The organism is Algiphilus sp., from assembly GCF_023145115.1.
Taxonomy (GTDB): Bacteria; Pseudomonadota; Gammaproteobacteria; order Nevskiales; family Nevskiaceae; genus Algiphilus.
On record NZ_JAGLEJ010000005.1, the window covers coordinates 24,498 to 40,287 of the forward strand.

A 15,790-nucleotide genomic window follows, 5' to 3' on the forward strand; every position below is an offset into this window, starting at 1 on the left:
ATCAGAAATTGCCCTGGAACCAGCTGCGTACCCGTTGCCACAGCTGCTTCACTCCGGCCTGGTCGAAGTCGACACGCTCGTGCGGTCGCTGATCACGCCCGAACAGCAGCAGGCCGACTGCTGTGGCGTATGACGGGTTCTTGGTGACATCGGTGATGCCCTTGACCTGGTCCTGCGGCACGCCGAGACGCACCGGGACCTGGAAGATCTCCTCGGCCAGCTCGATCACTCCGGGCAGGCGGGCGCTGCCGCCGGTGAGGACGATGCCGCTGGCGATGAGGTCGTAGAAGCCGCTGCGATGCAGCTCGCGCGCGATGAACTCGCGGAACAGCTCCTCGTAGCGCGCCTTGATGACCTCGGCCATCTCCTGGCGCGAGATCTGGCGCGAGGGATGATCCCCGGTGGAAGGCACCTCGACGGCATCGCCGGGCTCGCACATCTGCGGCCAGGCGCAGCCGTACTCGCGCTTGATGGCCTCGGCCGACTGGCTCGGCGTGCGGAACATGGCGGCGATGTCGCGGGTGACGTACTCGCCCGCCACCGGCACCACGGCGATGTGCCGGATGGAGCCATCCTTGAAGATGGCAATGTCGGCGGTGCCGTGGCCGATGTCCACCAGGCAGACGCCGAGATCGCGCTCGTCCGGCTGCAGCACCGCGTAGCTGGAGGCCAGCGGCTCGAGGATCAGGCGGTCGATCTCCAGCCCGCAGCCCTCGACGCACTTGTAGATGTTCTGCGCCGCCGAGGTTCCCACCGACACGATGTGCACCTTGGCCTCGAGCCGTACACCGGCCATGCCGGCCGGCTCGCGGATGCCTTCCTGACCGTCCACCGACCACTCCTGCGGCACCACGTGCAGGACACGCTGATCGGTGGGGATGACCACCGCGCGGGCTGCGTCGATGACGCGCTCCTTGTCGGTCTCGGTGACCTCGCGGCTGCGCACCGCGACGATCCCCTGCGAGTTCACCGCGCGGACGTGGCTGCCCGAGATGCCGGCGTAGACCGACTGCACGCGGCAGCCGGCCATCAGCTCGGCCTCCTCGACGGCCCGCCGTATGGCGCCGGTGGTGGCCTCGATGTCCACCACCACGCCGCGGGACAGGCCCTTGGACGGCGCCTCGCCGTGCCCGACGATCTCCAGCGTGCCGTCGTCGTGCATGTCGCCGACGATGGCCGCCACCTTGGAAGTCCCGATATCGAGTCCGACCAGGAGCCGGTTGTTGCCCTTCTTCGCCATTACTCCATCTCCGGGCCGGTGTCGTCCCAGCCCACTGCGAAACCGTTTCCGTAGCGCAGGTCGACGTACGCGACCCGCTCGAGGCGCCCGCCGAGCGCCGGTGCAACCGCATCGCGCAGGCGCGGAAGCTGCGTCACCGGATCGCCCTTCCCGAGGCGGAAGCTGACTCCGGCGGTATCCACCAGCGTCCAGCTGCCGCGGGCGTCGCGGCGAATCTCGGCGGGCGCCAGCGCGGTTGCCGAGAGCCCGTCGCGAAGCGCCGTCAGCGCATCGAAGGCATTGGCCGCATGAGCCTCATCGACCCCCAGCAGCGGCAGCGCTTCGGCCGAGGCCACCGCCTCCAGCGTCACGACCCGGCCCGCGGCCGTCAGATAGCGACCGCCCCCCATGCGTGCCACCGGCCGGTGCTCGCGGATACGCACCACCAGCCCGTCGGGCCAGCTCCGGCGGACACCTGCCGAGGCCACCCAGTCGATGGCCTCGATGTCGGCGCGCAGCGCGGCGAGGTCGACGGTCGCGAGACCGCCCGCGTCATGCCGGCGCACCAGCGCGCGCAGCTCGGCACCGTCGACGTGACGCGGCACCTCGGGAAGCACCAGCCGCGTCACGCCTTCATCGCGCTCGACGATGGCATGCGTGGCGGCGCCGGCACCGCCGGCCAGCAGCATGCCGGCGAGCAGCGGGATCAACCCGCCGCGCCAGTCCGATCGCAGATCGATCATGGCGATTCCTCCATGGTGAGCTCGAGCAGGCGCCAGCACAGCGCGTCGAAGTCGATCCCCACCGCCGCCGCGGCCATGGGGACGAGCGAATGGGTGGTCATGCCGGGCAGCGTGTTGATCTCCAGCAGCTGCGGCGCGCCCTCGGCGTCGAGCATGAAATCGACCCGACCCCAGTGGCGCGCGCCGATGGCGGCGAAGGCCTGCAGCGCCATGGTCTGCACGCGCCGGGTCAGATCCGCGTCGACCGGCGCCGGGCACAGATAGCGCGTCGCATCCGACAGATACTTGGCGTGATAGTCGTAGAAGGCGCCGTCGGGCTCGATGCAGATGAGCGGCAGCGCCTCGCCGCCGAGCACGGTGCAGGTCAGCTCGCGGCCGGCGGCGAAGGCCTCCATGAGCACGTCGCCGTAGCGCGCCGCCTCCGCGAAGGCGACTTCCAGCTCCGCAGCCGCGTGCACCTTGCTGATGCCCACGGACGAGCCGTCGGCCACCGGCTTCACGAACAGCGGATAGCCGATCGCCGCGCCCGCCTCCATCGCCTCGTCGAGCGTGGCCGGCGCCGCAAAGGCGGGCGTCGGCAATCCGGCGTCGCGCCAGACGCGCTTGCTGCGCAGCTTGTCCATGGCCAGCGCCGATGCCGCCAGCCCACTGCCGGGGTAGACCAGGCCGCGCAGATCGAGCAGCGCCTGCACGGTGCCGTCCTCACCGCCGCGGCCGTGCATCAGGTTGAGCACGCGATCGAAGCCGGCCAGGCGGTCGCCCAGCAGATCGGCGCGGTCGATGTCCAGCATCTCGGCATCGACGCCGCGCCGCAGCAGCGCGTTGTAGACGTTGGCGCCGGACTGCAGGCTGATCTCGCGCTCCGGGGACCAGCCCCCGGCAAGCACGGCGACCCGGCCGAAGGCGCGCGCGTCGGTGATCCGGCCCGTCATGCCGCACCTCCATCGGGCTCGCCGACGACGCGCACCTCGGCCTCGAGCCGGATGCCGGTGCGCTCGGCCACGGTGCGCTGCACGTGGCCGATGAGCGCCTCGACATCGGCCGCGCGCGCGCCCGTCTCGGTGAGGATGAAGTTGGCGTGCTGCTCGGAAATACCGGCGCCACCGATGCGATACCCCTTGAGCCCCGCCGCCTCGATGAGGCGCGCGGCGAAGTCGCCCGGCGGGTTGCGGAAGGTCGAGCCTGCGCTGGGGCGGCCCACCGGCTGCGTGGCCTTGCGCCGGGCCAGCTGGGTGCGCACCGCGGCAGCCTGACTGCCGTCGGCGTCGGCGGACACCGCGAAGCGCGCGGCGATGAAGCCGAGGGCGGCCTCGGGAAGCGCGACGTGGCGATAACCGTAGTCGACGGCGTTGCGCGTCAGCCAGCGCGTCCCGCCGCCGCGCAGCACGACCTCGGCCGCTTCGACCGCCGGCCAGGTTTCACCGCCCCACGCCCCGGCGTTCATCGCCAGCGCACCGCCTACGGTGCCGGGAATGCCGGCCATGAAGCCGAGTCCTGCAAGGCCCTCGCGCTCGGTGAACTTGGCAAGACGCGCGCAGTGCACGCCGGCTTCGGCGAACACGGTCCGCGATTCCGGATCGGCGTCGGTGGCGGCTTCGAGCACCAGCGTGTCGAGCGCGCCGTGCAGCGCGATCACCGTGCCGCGCAGGCCACCGTCCCGCACCAGCAGGTTGCTGCCCAGACCCACCCAGTGCAGCGGCTCGTCATCGGCAAGCGACGCGATGAAGGCCAGGAGATCGGCGCGATCCGCCGGCTCGAAGTAGCGGTCGGCAGGCCCGCCGACGCGCCAGGATGTGTGCCGCGCCATGGGCTCGTCGCGCAGCACGCGGCCGCGCACCCGACCGGTATCGATGGCGGCGTTCATGCCGTCGCCCCGGCGCCGAAGCGCTCGCGCAGTCGCGCGGGCAGCGTGCCGATGTCGCCGGCGCCCAGGGTCAGCACGATATCGCCGTCGCGCGCGACATCGGGCAGCAGGTCGACCACATCCGCGGGGGTGTGCACGACCACCGGCACCACCTTGCCGCGCGCCCGCATGGCGGTCGCCAGCGCCGCCGACGTGGCGCCGGAGATGGCCTGCTCGCCGGCAGGGTAGACCTCGCACAGAATGACGGCATCGGCGCTCGACAGCACCGCGCAGAAATCATCGAAGCAGTCGCGCGTGCGGGTGTAGCGATGCGGCTGGAAGACGACCAGCAGGCGGCGGCCGGGCCAGGCCGCGCGCACCGCTTCGAAGGTTGCCTCGAGCTCGCGGGGATGGTGGCCGTAGTCATCGATCAGACTGACGGCGGCATCGCCGAAGGTCAGCGCGCCGCAGGGCTCCAGTCGCCGGCCGATGCCCTGGAAGCCGGAGAGACCGCGGGCGATGGCATCCCACGGTACCTCCAGCTCGCGCGCGATCGCGATGGCGGCCAGCGCATTGGCGATGTTGTGGCGACCCGGCATGGCGAGGAAGAGATCGTCGTGCCGGCCGTCCGGCGCTTCCACCGCGAAGCGCGTGCCCCCCTCGCCGGCGACCAGGTCGCGGGCACGGAAGTCGGCGTCGGCCTCCAGCGCGTAGGTCATGACCGGCCGCCCGATCTGACCGATGAGCGCACGGTTGTGGGCGTCGTCTGCGCAGATCACCGCCAGCCCGTAGAACGGCAGGCGCTGCAGGAACTCGACATAGGTATCGAGCAGCTTCTGGAAGTCGCCGCCGTAGGTTTCCAGGTGATCGGCGTCGATGTTGGTCAGCGCGGCGATCAGCGGGTTGAGATGCAGGAAGGAGGCATCGCTCTCGTCGGCCTCGGCCACCAGATAGTGCCCCTCGCCGAGGCGTGCATTGGCACCGGCCGACTTCACCCGGCCGCCGACCACGAAGGTGGGGTCGAGCCCGCCCTCGGCCAGCACCGCCGCCACCAGGCTGGTGGTCGTGGTCTTGCCGTGCGTGCCGGCGATGGCGATGCCGTAGCGGAAGCGCATCAGTTCGGCCAGCATTTCGGCGCGCCTCACCACCGGCGTGCGGGCGGCGCGCGCGGCGGCGACCTCGGGATTGGTCGGGTCGATGGCGGTCGATACCACCACGGCATCGACATCGCGGACGTGCCCGGCATCGTGGCCGAAGTGCACGGTCACGCCCATGCCCTGCAGCCGCTCGGTGACGGCAGAGGCCTTCATGTCGCTGCCGCTGACGTCATAGCCCAGGTTGCAGAGCACTTCGGCGATGCCGGCCATGCCGCTGCCGCCGATGCCGACGAAGTGCAGCCGCCGCACGCGGCGCATCGGCCGGCTCCGCATGTCCTGCTGGTGGACGGCATTCATGGCGACGCCACCTCCAGGCAGGCATCCGCGATGCGGCGGCCGCTGTCGGGTGCCGCGGCGGCGCGTGCGGCGCGCGCCATGCCCAGCAGGCGGGCGCGATCGGCGTGCTCGCTCAGGATCCCGGCAAGGCGCTCGGGCGTCAGCGCCGACTCGGCGACCCGCACCGCCGCACCGGCATCGACCAGATGCTGGGCATTGCGGGTCTGGTGGTCGTCGACCGCCGACGGGAATGGCACCAGGATCGATGCCACGCCGGCTGCCGCCAGCTCGGCGACGGTCATCGCGCCCGAGCGGCTCACCACCAGATCGGCCCAGCCGTAGGCCTCGGCCATGTCCTCGATGAAGGCCTCGATGCGCGCCTGCCGGCCGGCATCGGCATAGGCGCCCTCCGCGGCCTCGACGGTGCGGCCGCCCTGGTGGCGCACCTCGTAGGTGCCCGCAGGCAGCCGGCCGAGCGCCGCCGGCACGGTGATGTTGAGCGCGCGCGCACCCTGCGAGCCGCCCACCACCAGCAGACGCAGCGGCCCGGCGCGACCGCTCATGCGGGCGTCGGGCGCCGGCAGCGCGGCGAAGCTCTCGCGAACCGGGTTGCCCACCGTCGTGGCACCGGGAAGCGCGTCCGGAAACGCCTGCAGCCGGCGACGCGCCAGGCGCGCCAGCAGCCGGTTGGTGAGGCCAGCGGCGGCATTCTGCTCGTGCACCACCAGCGGTCGGCGCAGCAGCCACGCGGCGACGCCGCCGGGGCCGGAAGCGAATCCGCCCATGCCCAGGACTACCGCGGGGCGCAGGCGGCGCACGATGCGCAGTGCCTGCAGCAGGGCCCGTGCCAGGGTCAGCGGCGCGCGGATCAGGCGGCCCGCTCCGCTGCTGCGCAGCCCCTGCACCTCGATGGTCTCGAGCGGGAAGCGGTTCTGCGGCACCACGCGCGCCTCCAGGCCGGCCGCCGTACCCATCCAGACCACGTCGTGCGACTGCGCGCGCAGGATCTCCGCCACCGCCAGCGCCGGGAAGACGTGCCCGCCTGTGCCTCCAGCCATGATCAACACCTTCATGACCCGATCCTCGCGTCCGCAGCCTTCCGTGGCGCGGGGTTCCGGCTCGGCCATCCATGGCCGAGCGCTCCCGGGGGTCGGTGTCCACCGGACACCGCCCGGAAACCCGCACGCCCGGCCACGATCTGCACCCTCATGCCGCCACCTCGCGGGCGCCCACGCGGGAGCGCCTGGAGCGGGCATCGTGGCCCGGCGAGGCGGCGCGGTTCTCCACATCGATGCGCAGGAGCAGCCCGACCATGGCGCACACCGTGAGCAGGCTGGAGCCGCCGTAGCTCATCAGCGGCAGGGTCAGCCCCTTGGTGGGGAGCAGCCCCATGTTGACCGCGAGGTTCACCAGCACCTGGAAGGCCAGCCAGTAGCTCAGCGCGTAGCCCACATAGCCGGCAAAGCGCGCTCCGCGCGCCTCGGCCACGGCCGAGATCTGCAGGCCGCGCCAGCACAGCCCCATGTACAGCGCGAGCAGTACCAGCACCCCGAAGAGGCCGAACTCCTCGGCGAAGATCGCGAAGATGAAGTCGGTGTGCTGCTCCGGCAGGTAGAGCATCTTCTGCAGACTGTTGCCCAGCCCCTCGCCGAACCAGCCGCCCCGGCCGATCGCGATCAGCGACTGCGACAACTGCCAGCCGGCGGTCTCCACATGCGCCCACGGATCGGAGAAGCCCAGCAGGCGGCGCACGCGGTACGGCTGCGCCACCGCCAGCATGGCGAAGGCACCCACCGTGGCCAGCACCGGCACGAACAGGTAGCGCAGCCGGACACCGCCCAGGAACAGCATCAGGAAGCAGATCGCCGCCAGGATCACGGCGGCCCCGAAATCGGGCTGCAGGAGGAGCAGGAGACAGGCCAGCGCGATCACCAGCAACGGCTTGGCGAGGCCGCGGAGCTGGTACTGCACCTCGACCTGCCGGCGCACGATGAAGCCGGCCACATAGAGCACCACCATCAGGCGGGCCGGCTCCGAGGCCTGCAGCCGGATGATGCCGAGATCGATCCAGCGCCGCGCATTGTTGACCTCGACCCCGATACCCGGCACCAGCACCAGAAGCAGCAGCAGAATCGCCCCGCCCAGCAGCAGCATGCTGTTCTGCTCGAAGGCGGCCAGCGGAATCTGGGTGAGCGTGATGGCAACGAAGGCGCCCAGCAGTGCGTAGATCGCCTGCCGCCAGAAGAGGGCCAGGGCACCGCCGCTGCCCTGTTCCGCCACCGCGACCGAGCTCGACGCCACCATGATCAGCCCCAGCAGCAGCAGGGCCAGCGTCAGCCCGCCGAGCCAGCGATCGGGCATCGGCAGCTTCGGCAGCGCGCGCAGCCGTTCGCCGATCATGCCGCCATCTCCCTGGCGAGCTGCGCGAAGCGCTCGCCACGCGCGCGGTAGTCGCTGAACTGGTCGAGGCTGGCACAGGCCGGGGACAGCAGCACCGTATCGCCGGGCAGCGCCGCGTTCGCGGCCTCGGCCACCGCTTCCTCGAGCGTCGCCACCCGCCGCGTGGGCACACCGCCGCCGGCGAGCGCGTCCTCGAGAACGGCGGCATCCTGGCCATAGACGATGGCGACCCGCGCGCGCGGCGCCAGCACCGCGGCCAGCGGCGCGAAATCCTGGCCCTTGGCCTGACCGCCGCCGATCCAGACCACCGTGCCGGCCATGCCGGCGAGCGCCGCGCTGGCGGCGCCGACGTTGGTGGCCTTGGAGTCGTCCAGCCACTGGACCGCATCCGATGCGTGCACCAGCCGGCAGCGGTGCGGCAGGCCGTCGAAGCCGGCCAGCGCGCGCAGGCAGGCCGCGCGCGGCAGACTGGCCGCCTCGGCGAGCGCCAGCGCGGCCAGCGCATTGGCGTGGTTGTGCGCACCGCGCATGCGCATCGCGTCGATCGCGATCAGGCGCTCGTCGCCGACCATCAGCCAGCCCGCGTCCATGCCGTAGGCGTCGTTGCTCGCCGGCCGGTCCAGTCCGAAGCTGACCGAGCGCGCGGCACCCTCGCTGCCCGCCGCGGTGGCGGGGTCGTCACGATTGATCACGGCGGTGCCGCAGTGACGGTAGACGCGTGCCTTGGCGGCGGCGTAGGCCGCCATGTCGCCGTGGCGGTCGAGATGGTCCTCGGACAGGTTGAGCACGGTCGCGGCGGCTGCCGCCAGGCTGTGCGTGGTTTCCAGCTGGAAGCTCGACACCTCGAGCACGTAGAGCTCGACATCCGGCGCCAGCAGATCCAGCGCGGGCGTGCCCAGATTGCCGCCGACGCCGGCTGCGACATCGGCGGCCCCTGCCATCGCGCCCAGCAGGGCGGTGGTGGTCGACTTGCCGTTGCTGCCGGTGATGGCGACGATCGGCGCCTCGGCGGTCTGCGCGAACAGCTCGATGTCGCCGACCACCGGGATCCCGGCAGCGGCAATCTCGCGCACGAAGGCGTGCTGGGGCGACACCCCCGGCGACAGCACCACGGCGCCGTATTCGGTGACCGGTCGCGGCGCGGCGAAGGCGCCGACGGCGAAGCGGCTCGCGGGGTGGGCCTCGCGCAGCGCCTCGATGCCCGGGGGCGCGGCACGATCGTCGGTGGCATCGGCCTGCAGGCCGCGACCGGCGCAGAAGCGCAGCACCGAAGCCCCGGTGGCGCCGAGGCCGACGACGAGAAAGGGGGCCTGGAGGGTCGCGCCGATCATCGGATCTTCAGCGTCGACAGGCCGATCAGCACCAGGATCAGCGTGATGATCCAGAAGCGCACGATGATGCGCGGCTCGGGCCAGCCCTTGAGCTCGTAGTGATGATGCAGCGGCGCCATGCGGAAGATGCGCTTGCCGCGCAGCTTGTACGAGCCCACCTGCAGGATCACCGAGAGGGTTTCGGCGACGAAGACGCCGCCCATCACGAAGAGCACCAGTTCCTGGCGCACCAGCACCGCCACCACGCCCAGGGCCGCGCCCAGGGCCAGCGCGCCGACGTCGCCCATGAAGACCTGCGCCGGATAGGCGTTGAACCACAGGAAGCCGAGTCCCGCACCGGCGATCGCCGTGCAGAAGATGGACAGCTCGCCGACTCCGGCGATGAACGGGATGCCGAGGTATTCGGCAATCACCGCGTTGCCGTGTGCGTAGGCGAACACCGCCAGTGCCGAGGCGATGATCACGGTCGGCATGATGGCGAGCCCGTCCAGCCCGTCGGTCAGGTTGACCGCGTTGGAGCTGCCCACGATCACCAGATAGGCCCACAGGATGAAGCCCGCGCCCAGCGGAACGGTCACGTCCTTGACGAAGGGCAGCAGCAGCGCGGTCTCCACCGGCGTGGTGGCGGTGACATACATCGTGGTGGTGGCCGCGAAGCCCGCCAGGGAGAGCCAGAAGTACTTCTGGCGCGCATTCAGTCCCTGCGACTTGCCGTAGCGGATCTTCTTGTAGTCGTCGACGAAGCCCACCGCGCCGAAGGCGATGGTCACCAGCACCGCGATCCAGACGTAGTGGTTGCTGAGGTCGCTCCACAGCAGCGTGCCGACAGTCACCGCAGCGATGATCAGCGCCCCGCCCATGGTGGGCGTGCCGGACTTGACGAGGTGGGTCTGCGGCCCGTCATGCCGCACCACCTGCCCGATCTGGCTCAACTGCAGACGGCGGATCATCCACGGGCCGGCGATGAACGAGAACACCAGCGCGGTGAGCACGCCCAGCACCGAACGGAAGGTGAGGTACTGGAAGACGCGGAAGCCGCTCTCCAGCTCCTGCAGCCACTCAGTGACGTGATAGAGCATGCGACTCCCCCGATGCTGTTGGCTCGCTGTCGGCCGCGCCCGCGTCCAGCGCGGCGACGACCCGTTCCATGCCCGCGCTGCGCGATCCCTTGACCAGCACGACCCAGTCGCGCGCGAGCTCGCCGCGCAGCGCCGCGGCCAGGGCCGCCGGCTCGTCGAAGGTCGCGCCACCGTCGCCGAAGGCCTCGGCCGCGAGACCTGCCATCGGCCCGACCGCGAGCAGCCGGTCGATACCGGCTTCGCGCGCGGCGCGCCCGGCCTCGGCGTGCCGGGCTGCGGCGGCGTCACCGAGCTCGCCCATCTCGCCGAGCGCCAGCACGCGCGTGCCGTGCATCCCGGCGAGCAGCGCGATGCCGGCGCGCAGCGAATCGGGATTGGCGTTGTAGCTGTCGTCGATGATGCGGGCGCCACCCACCGCGGAACGCGATGCCAGACGGCCGTCGGGCGTGTGCGTCGCCGCCAGTCCGGCGGCGATGCGCGCCGCATCGAGACCGAGCGCATGACCGGCGGCAGCAGCCGCCAGCGCATTGCGCACGTTGTGTGCACCGGGCAGCGGCAGCGTGACCGCGGCCCGGTCGCCGCCGGGCAGACAGAGGGTGAAGCGGCTGCCCGCGCCCTCGTCGACCGCCTCGACGCCCTCCGCGCGCACCTCGGCATCGGCGGCCAGACCGAAGCGCAGCACGCGCCGGTCGCCGGCAACGCCGAGCCAGTAGGCGGCGTAGGCATCGTCGGCATTGATGATGGCCGTGCCGTCGGCGGGCAGCGCCGCGAACAGCTCGCCCTTGGCGCGCGCGACGCCCTCGCGCGAACCGAAGCCCTCCAGATGCGCATCGCCGGCATTGGTGACGATGCCGATCCGCGGCGCGGCCAACCCCGCGAGCATCGCGATCTCGCCGGCGTGGTTGGCGCCCATCTCGATGACCGCCGCGCGGTGCGTGGCATCGAGCCGGCACAGGGTCAGCGGCAGCCCGATGTGATTGTTGCGGTTGCCCTCGGTGGCCAGCAGCGGACCGAGCGGCGCCAGCACGGCCTCGCACATGGCGCGCAGCGTGGTCTTGCCGTTGCTGCCGGTGATGCCCACGACCGGGAGGTCGAAGCCGCGCCGCCATTCCGCCGCGAAACGCTGCAACGCCTCCAGCGTATCGGGGACGCGCACCTGCGGAAGCGGCGCGTCGCATTCCCGCGCGACCACCGCCATCGCGGCCCCGGCAGCGGCAGCCTGCGGCACGAACTCGTGGCCGTCGAAGCGCGGACCGACCAGCGCGACGAAGCAGTCGCCGCGCGCCAGCGCGCGGCTGTCGGTGACCACGGCGGCGAAGCCGACATCGGCACCGGACAGGGAACCGCCGACGGCGGTGGCGAAGGCTGCGGCGCTGCGCGCGCTCACGACGCCGCCTCCAGACCCAGCAGTGCCCGCGCGCAGTCCCGGTCGGAGAAGGGGTACTCGATGGCACCGTACTGCTGCACGGTCTCGTGCCCCTTGCCGGCGATCAGCACGATGTCGTCGGACGCTGCGGCGCCCAGCGCGTGGGCGATGGCTTCCGCGCGCCGGAGAATGATGCGTGCCTGCCCGTGCGCCCCCACGCCCTCGAGCACTGCCTCGGCGATGGCCTCCGGCTCCTCGTTGCGCGGGTTGTCGTCGGTGATGATGATGTGGTCGGCGACCGCCGCGGCGGTCTGCCCCATGAGCGCGCGCTTGCCGCGATCCCGGTCGCCGCCGCAGCCGAACACGCACCAGAGCTTGCCGCGGGTGTGCGCGCGGCAGGCGAGCAGCGCCTGCGACAGCGCCTGCGGCGTGTGCGCGTAGTCGATGATGACCAGGGGCTTCCCGTCGACGCGGATCGGCTCCATGCGCCCCGGCACCACGCCCGAACGCGACAGCGCCGCGGCGACGTTGCGCATGGCGTGCCCCTGCGCGAGCAGGGCCGTGCCCACCGCGGTGAGATTGGCCACGTTGAAGCGCCCGAGCAGCGGCGCACGCACCTGCGCACGCGCATCGCCGTGCTCGAGCGAGAAGCGCATGCCGTCCGGCGTGAAGCTCGGCTCCGCCGCGCGCACGTCGGCGTTCTGGTCGAGCGCATAGGTCCAGGCGCCGGGCTGCTCGGCGGCCCACTGCCGCGCGATGCGGTCGTCGGCGTTGAACACGCTCACCGCCGGCGCACAGTCCCGGAACAGCCGGCGCTTGGCGTCGTGGTAGTGCTGCACGTCCGGGTGGTAGTCGAGATGATCGCGGCCGAGGTTGGTCAGCAGCGCACAGGCGATGCGGGTACCCGACAGCCGCCACTGGTCGAGGGCGTGGGACGACACCTCCATGACCACGGCGCGGGCGCCGGCGTCGCGCGCCTCGGCCAGCGCGGCCTGCAGCCGGATGGGATCCGGCGTGGTGTGCTGCGTCGCCGACAGTCCGCCGGGAATGCCACTGCCCAGAGTGCCGATGTAGTGCGCCGGCGTGCGCAGATGGGCCAGCGCCCCTGCCATCAGCCACGCCACCGAGGTCTTGCCGTCGGTACCGGTGATCGCGGTCACCGCCAGCGCGTCGGCGGGATGACCATGGAAGCGCGCGGCGATGGTGCCGACATGCCGCGCCAGATCCGGCACCGGCACCGCCGGCACCGCGACATCCGGCGCCACGGCCCCCTCGCCCGACTGATAGACGATGCAGGCGGCGCCGCGCGCCGCCGCGTCCGCCGCGAAGGCCAGCCCGTGCATGCGGGTGCCGCGGACCGCCAGAAACACCTGCCCCGGCCCGACATCGCGGCTCGACATGGCCACGCCGGACACCAGCAGATCGGGCGTGTCCTGCGGATCGGCGAGCCCCTCGAGGAGTTCGGACAGGCGCACGCTGCCGCTGGGCGTGGTGGCGGTCACGAGTTCGGCCCCTCCTGACCCGCGGCGGCAGTGGTGAAGCCCGGCGCCTTGGGCGCGCGCGGCGCCAGCTGCATCCAGTGCGCGGCGCCCTGCATGATGCGCGAGAACACCGGCCCCGCCACGACACCGCCGTAGTGGCCGCCGCGCCGGGGCTCGTCGATGAGCACCAGCCCCACCAGCCGGGGATCCTCCGCAGGCAGCATGCCGACGAAGAGACTCTGGTAGCGGTCCTTGGCATAGCCGCCGGCGCCGACCTTGTGCGTGGTGCCGGTCTTGCCCGCCACCGTGAAGCCGGGCACGTCGGCGCCGGCGGCGGTGCCGTCCGTGGTCACCACCCCCTCCAGCATCTGGCGGACACGGCGCGCAGTGCTCGCGGAGAGCACGCGCTCCGGCGGCAGCACCGCGCCGTCGGTGCGCATGCGCAGACCGGGCATCTCGCCGTCGCGGGCGATGGCGGCGTAGGCACGCACCAGATGGAGCGCACTGGTGGACATCCCGTAGCCGTAGGCGGCCGTGGCGGTGGTGACCTTGTCCCAGTCGCCCCAGAAGCGCAGCAGGCCGGTAGCGGCACCGGGAAAATCCATGTACATCGGCTGCGCGAAGCCGAAGGTCTGGAATGCGTCGAACACGGCTTCGGCGCCCATGTCCAGACCGAGGCGCGCGGCGCCGACGTTGCTCGACTTCTTCAGCATGCGCGCCAGATCGACCTCGCCGTAGGCACTGACGTCCTGCACGGTGAGGCGGCCCACCTGCATCCAGCCGTCTCCGGTGTCGTAGGTCGTGCCGGCGGGCACCAGGTCGTGCTCCAGGGCGTGTGCCACCAGCAGCGGCTTGACCGTGGAGCCCGGCTCGAACACGTCGGTGATGGGGCGGTTGCGCATCGCCGCGCTGTCGATGCTGTCACGGCGGTTGGGATTGAACCCCGGCGCGCTCGCCATCGCCAGGATGTCGCCGCTGTCGACGTCGGCCACGACCACCATGCCGCTCTCGGCGCCGTGGCGCTGCACCGCCGCCTTGAGCTCGCGATAGGCCAGGTACTGCATGCGCAGGTCGAGCGTCAGATGCACGTCGCGGCCCGGCTGTGCCTGCTGAAGCTCGATGCCGCTGTCCACCACGCGGCCGTCGCGCGCGCGGATGACGCGGCGCTTGCCGGGGCGCCCGGCGAGCTCGTCGTTGGCCGCGGCCTCGATGCCCTCGAGCCCCTTGCCGTCGATGTTGGTCAGGCCGACCAGCTGCGCGGCGATCTCGCCGGTCGGGTAGAAGCGCCGATACTCGCGTGTGGTGGCGATGCCCGGCGCCTTGAGCGCATTGATGCGCTGCGCCTGGGCCGGCGACAGATGACGGGCCAGCCAGTAGAAGCGGCGGTCGGTGCGCGCCGCGAGCTCGGCGCGCAGATCGGCGGCGTCGCGGCCGAGCAGATCCGCCACCGGCGCGAGATAGTCGGGCGCGGCCAGCAGGTCGCCGGGCACCACCCAGACCGACTCCACCGGCGCCGACACCGCCAGCGGCTCGCCGTTGCGGTCGCGGATGGCGCCGCGGTGGGCCGGAATCTCGACGTGCCGGATGGCGCGCTTGTCGCTCTCGCCCTCCAGGAAGGCGCGATCCAGCACCTGCAGCTCGAAGGCGCGCAGCGCCACCACGACGGCACCGGCGAGCACCAGCGCGGTCACGCTGTGCCGGCGCCATGCCGGCACGGTGCGTACCTGCGGCTTGCGGCGGGCGCGGCTCACGGCCGGGCCTCCACCACGGTGCGGTTGTCCGGGAGCTGCATGCCGAGTTCGCTGCGCGCCGCTTCGTCGATGCGCCCGGGATGCGCCAGCGAGGCCTCCTCGAGCTGAAGCTGGCCGAATTCGACATCGAGCTGGTGCTGCTTGGCGCGCAGCACCTCGACCTCGCTCACCAGGCCGCGATAGGCGTGCGTGCTCCACACCACGGTGACCGCGGAAACCACCACGGCCGCCATCAGAAGGGCGCGTAGCAGCATCACGGCTGCGCCTCCGCGACGCGCAGCACGGCGCTGCGGGCGCGCGGGTTGTCGCGCGCGTGCTGCTCGTCGGCCAGCACGCGCTGCACCGGCTTGAGCGCGGGCGCGTCGCGCATGAAGCGCTTGACCAGCCGGTCCTCCAGCGAATGGAAACTGATCACCACCAGCCGCCCGCCCGGCGCCAGCTCGGCGGCGCACTGCTGCAGCGCGGCCTCGAGGACAGCAAGCTCGTCGTTGATGAAGATGCGCAGGGCCTGGAAGCTGCGCGTGGCCGGATGGATGCGGCCGCGCCGCCCCATGACCCCGGCGATGATGCCGGCCAGCCGCGTGGTGGTGACCACCGGTTCGCTCTCGCGCGCCGCGACGATGGCGCGTGCGATGCGACGGCTGGCACGCTCCTCGCCGTAGTGATAGAGCACGTCGGCGATCTCGTCGGCCTTGGCACGCGCCAGCCAGTCGGACACCGGCTCGCCCTGTCCGGGATCCATGCGCATGTCCAGCGGACCGTCGTGCTGGAACGAGAATCCGCGCGCCGGCGTATCCAGCTGCGGCGAGGACACGCCCAGGTCCATCAGCACGCCGTCGAGCGCGCCGCTGCAGCCGGTGGCGGCGGCCCATTCGGACAGCCGGTCGAAGCGGGCATGCCGGATGCCGAAGTTGGCGGCCCCGGCGAAGCGCTCGCGGGCGGCGGCGACCGCCTCCGGATCCTGGTCGAAACCCTGCAGCCAGCCGCTGCCGGCGAGCTGATCGAGGATCGCCGCGGCGTGGCCGCCGCGCCCGAAGGTCGCGTCCACGTAACGGCCGCCGGCCCGGACTGCCAGACCCGCGAGGGCTTCGTCGAGCAGCACGGGGCGGTGCGGCTGCATATCAGCGCTCCGGTCGCCGTCGAT

Annotated in this window: 14 protein-coding genes; all 14 read right to left on the bottom strand. The window is 72.0% G+C overall.

Annotated elements, in window-relative coordinates:
- Nucleotide 1 precedes the first annotated feature (1 nt).
- Nucleotides 2-1,240, bottom strand: a complete 1,239-nt coding sequence (gene ftsA, locus KAH28_RS01375) for a cell division protein FtsA (protein WP_290574009.1) — start codon at nt 1,238-1,240, stop codon at nt 2-4.
- On the bottom strand, nt 1,240-1,962 hold the full coding sequence (locus KAH28_RS01380; RefSeq protein ID WP_290574010.1) for a cell division protein FtsQ/DivIB: 723 nt from the start codon (nt 1,960-1,962) through the stop codon (nt 1,240-1,242). Before KAH28_RS01380 ends, ftsA begins: the two co-directional genes overlap by 1 nt.
- Complete coding sequence (locus KAH28_RS01385; protein ID WP_290574011.1) at nt 1,959-2,894, bottom strand: D-alanine--D-alanine ligase; 936 nt, start codon at nt 2,892-2,894, stop codon at nt 1,959-1,961. The genes KAH28_RS01380 and KAH28_RS01385 overlap by 4 nt, the downstream gene beginning before the upstream one ends.
- The gene (gene murB, locus KAH28_RS01390) at nt 2,891-3,826 is read right to left on the bottom strand and encodes a UDP-N-acetylmuramate dehydrogenase (protein WP_290574012.1); all 936 of its coding nucleotides are present in this window, start codon (nt 3,824-3,826) and stop codon (nt 2,891-2,893) included. The genes KAH28_RS01385 and murB overlap by 4 nt, the downstream gene beginning before the upstream one ends.
- The gene (murC, locus tag KAH28_RS01395; protein ID WP_290574013.1) at nt 3,823-5,259 is read right to left on the bottom strand and encodes a UDP-N-acetylmuramate--L-alanine ligase; all 1,437 of its coding nucleotides are present in this window, start codon (nt 5,257-5,259) and stop codon (nt 3,823-3,825) included. Before murC ends, murB begins: the two co-directional genes overlap by 4 nt.
- Nucleotides 5,256-6,311, bottom strand: a complete 1,056-nt coding sequence (murG, locus tag KAH28_RS01400; RefSeq protein ID WP_366918102.1) for an undecaprenyldiphospho-muramoylpentapeptide beta-N-acetylglucosaminyltransferase — start codon at nt 6,309-6,311, stop codon at nt 5,256-5,258. Before murG ends, murC begins: the two co-directional genes overlap by 4 nt.
- Nucleotides 6,312-6,444: 133 nt before the next feature.
- Nucleotides 6,445-7,638, bottom strand: coding sequence for a putative lipid II flippase FtsW (gene ftsW, locus KAH28_RS01405; protein ID WP_290574015.1), 1,194 nt, complete (start codon nt 7,636-7,638; stop codon nt 6,445-6,447).
- Nucleotides 7,635-8,969: a UDP-N-acetylmuramoyl-L-alanine--D-glutamate ligase gene (gene murD, locus KAH28_RS01410; protein ID WP_290574016.1), complete on the bottom strand. Its 1,335-nt coding sequence runs from the start codon at nt 8,967-8,969 to the stop codon at nt 7,635-7,637. Before murD ends, ftsW begins: the two co-directional genes overlap by 4 nt.
- Nucleotides 8,966-10,048, bottom strand: a complete 1,083-nt coding sequence (gene mraY / locus KAH28_RS01415; RefSeq protein ID WP_290574017.1) for a phospho-N-acetylmuramoyl-pentapeptide-transferase — start codon at nt 10,046-10,048, stop codon at nt 8,966-8,968. The genes murD and mraY overlap by 4 nt, the downstream gene beginning before the upstream one ends.
- Nucleotides 10,029-11,435: a UDP-N-acetylmuramoyl-tripeptide--D-alanyl-D-alanine ligase gene (gene murF, locus KAH28_RS01420; RefSeq protein ID WP_290574018.1), complete on the bottom strand. Its 1,407-nt coding sequence runs from the start codon at nt 11,433-11,435 to the stop codon at nt 10,029-10,031. Before murF ends, mraY begins: the two co-directional genes overlap by 20 nt.
- Nucleotides 11,432-12,916 (bottom strand): UDP-N-acetylmuramoyl-L-alanyl-D-glutamate--2,6-diaminopimelate ligase, encoded by a 1,485-nt coding sequence (locus KAH28_RS01425; RefSeq protein ID WP_290574019.1) that lies wholly within the window; start codon nt 12,914-12,916, stop codon nt 11,432-11,434. The genes murF and KAH28_RS01425 overlap by 4 nt, the downstream gene beginning before the upstream one ends.
- Nucleotides 12,913-14,646 (bottom strand): penicillin-binding protein 2, encoded by a 1,734-nt coding sequence (locus KAH28_RS01430; protein WP_290574020.1) that lies wholly within the window; start codon nt 14,644-14,646, stop codon nt 12,913-12,915. Before KAH28_RS01430 ends, KAH28_RS01425 begins: the two co-directional genes overlap by 4 nt.
- Nucleotides 14,643-14,900 carry a cell division protein FtsL gene (ftsL, locus tag KAH28_RS01435; protein WP_290574107.1) on the bottom strand — a complete coding sequence of 86 codons (258 nt, stop codon included), beginning with the start codon at nt 14,898-14,900 and terminating at the stop codon, nt 14,643-14,645. Before ftsL ends, KAH28_RS01430 begins: the two co-directional genes overlap by 4 nt.
- Complete coding sequence (gene rsmH / locus KAH28_RS01440; protein ID WP_366918105.1) at nt 14,900-15,766, bottom strand: 16S rRNA (cytosine(1402)-N(4))-methyltransferase RsmH; 867 nt, start codon at nt 15,764-15,766, stop codon at nt 14,900-14,902. The genes ftsL and rsmH overlap by 1 nt, the downstream gene beginning before the upstream one ends.
- Nucleotides 15,767-15,790 lie beyond the last annotated feature (24 nt).

Bases quoted from the DNA above. Each gene is read 5' to 3' on its own strand.
- rsmH (WP_366918105.1), bottom strand. From the start codon at position 15,766: ATGCAGCCGCACCGCCCCGTGCTGCTCGACGAAGCCCTCGCGGGTCTG.
- ftsW (WP_290574015.1), bottom strand. From the start codon at position 7,638: ATGATCGGCGAACGGCTGCGCGCGCTGCCGAAGCTGCCGATGCCCGAT.
- murB (WP_290574012.1), bottom strand. From the start codon at position 3,826: ATGAACGCCGCCATCGATACCGGTCGGGTGCGCGGCCGCGTGCTGCGC.
- murD (WP_290574016.1), bottom strand. From the start codon at position 8,969: ATGATCGGCGCGACCCTCCAGGCCCCCTTTCTCGTCGTCGGCCTCGGC.
- murC (WP_290574013.1), bottom strand. From the start codon at position 5,259: ATGAATGCCGTCCACCAGCAGGACATGCGGAGCCGGCCGATGCGCCGC.
- murG (WP_366918102.1), bottom strand. From the start codon at position 6,311: ATGAAGGTGTTGATCATGGCTGGAGGCACAGGCGGGCACGTCTTCCCG.
- ftsL (WP_290574107.1), bottom strand. From the start codon at position 14,900: ATGCTGCTACGCGCCCTTCTGATGGCGGCCGTGGTGGTTTCCGCGGTC.
- KAH28_RS01380 (WP_290574010.1), bottom strand. From the start codon at position 1,962: ATGATCGATCTGCGATCGGACTGGCGCGGCGGGTTGATCCCGCTGCTC.
- mraY (WP_290574017.1), bottom strand. From the start codon at position 10,048: ATGCTCTATCACGTCACTGAGTGGCTGCAGGAGCTGGAGAGCGGCTTC.
- KAH28_RS01385 (WP_290574011.1), bottom strand. From the start codon at position 2,894: ATGACGGGCCGGATCACCGACGCGCGCGCCTTCGGCCGGGTCGCCGTG.
- ftsA (WP_290574009.1), bottom strand. From the start codon at position 1,240: ATGGCGAAGAAGGGCAACAACCGGCTCCTGGTCGGACTCGATATCGGG.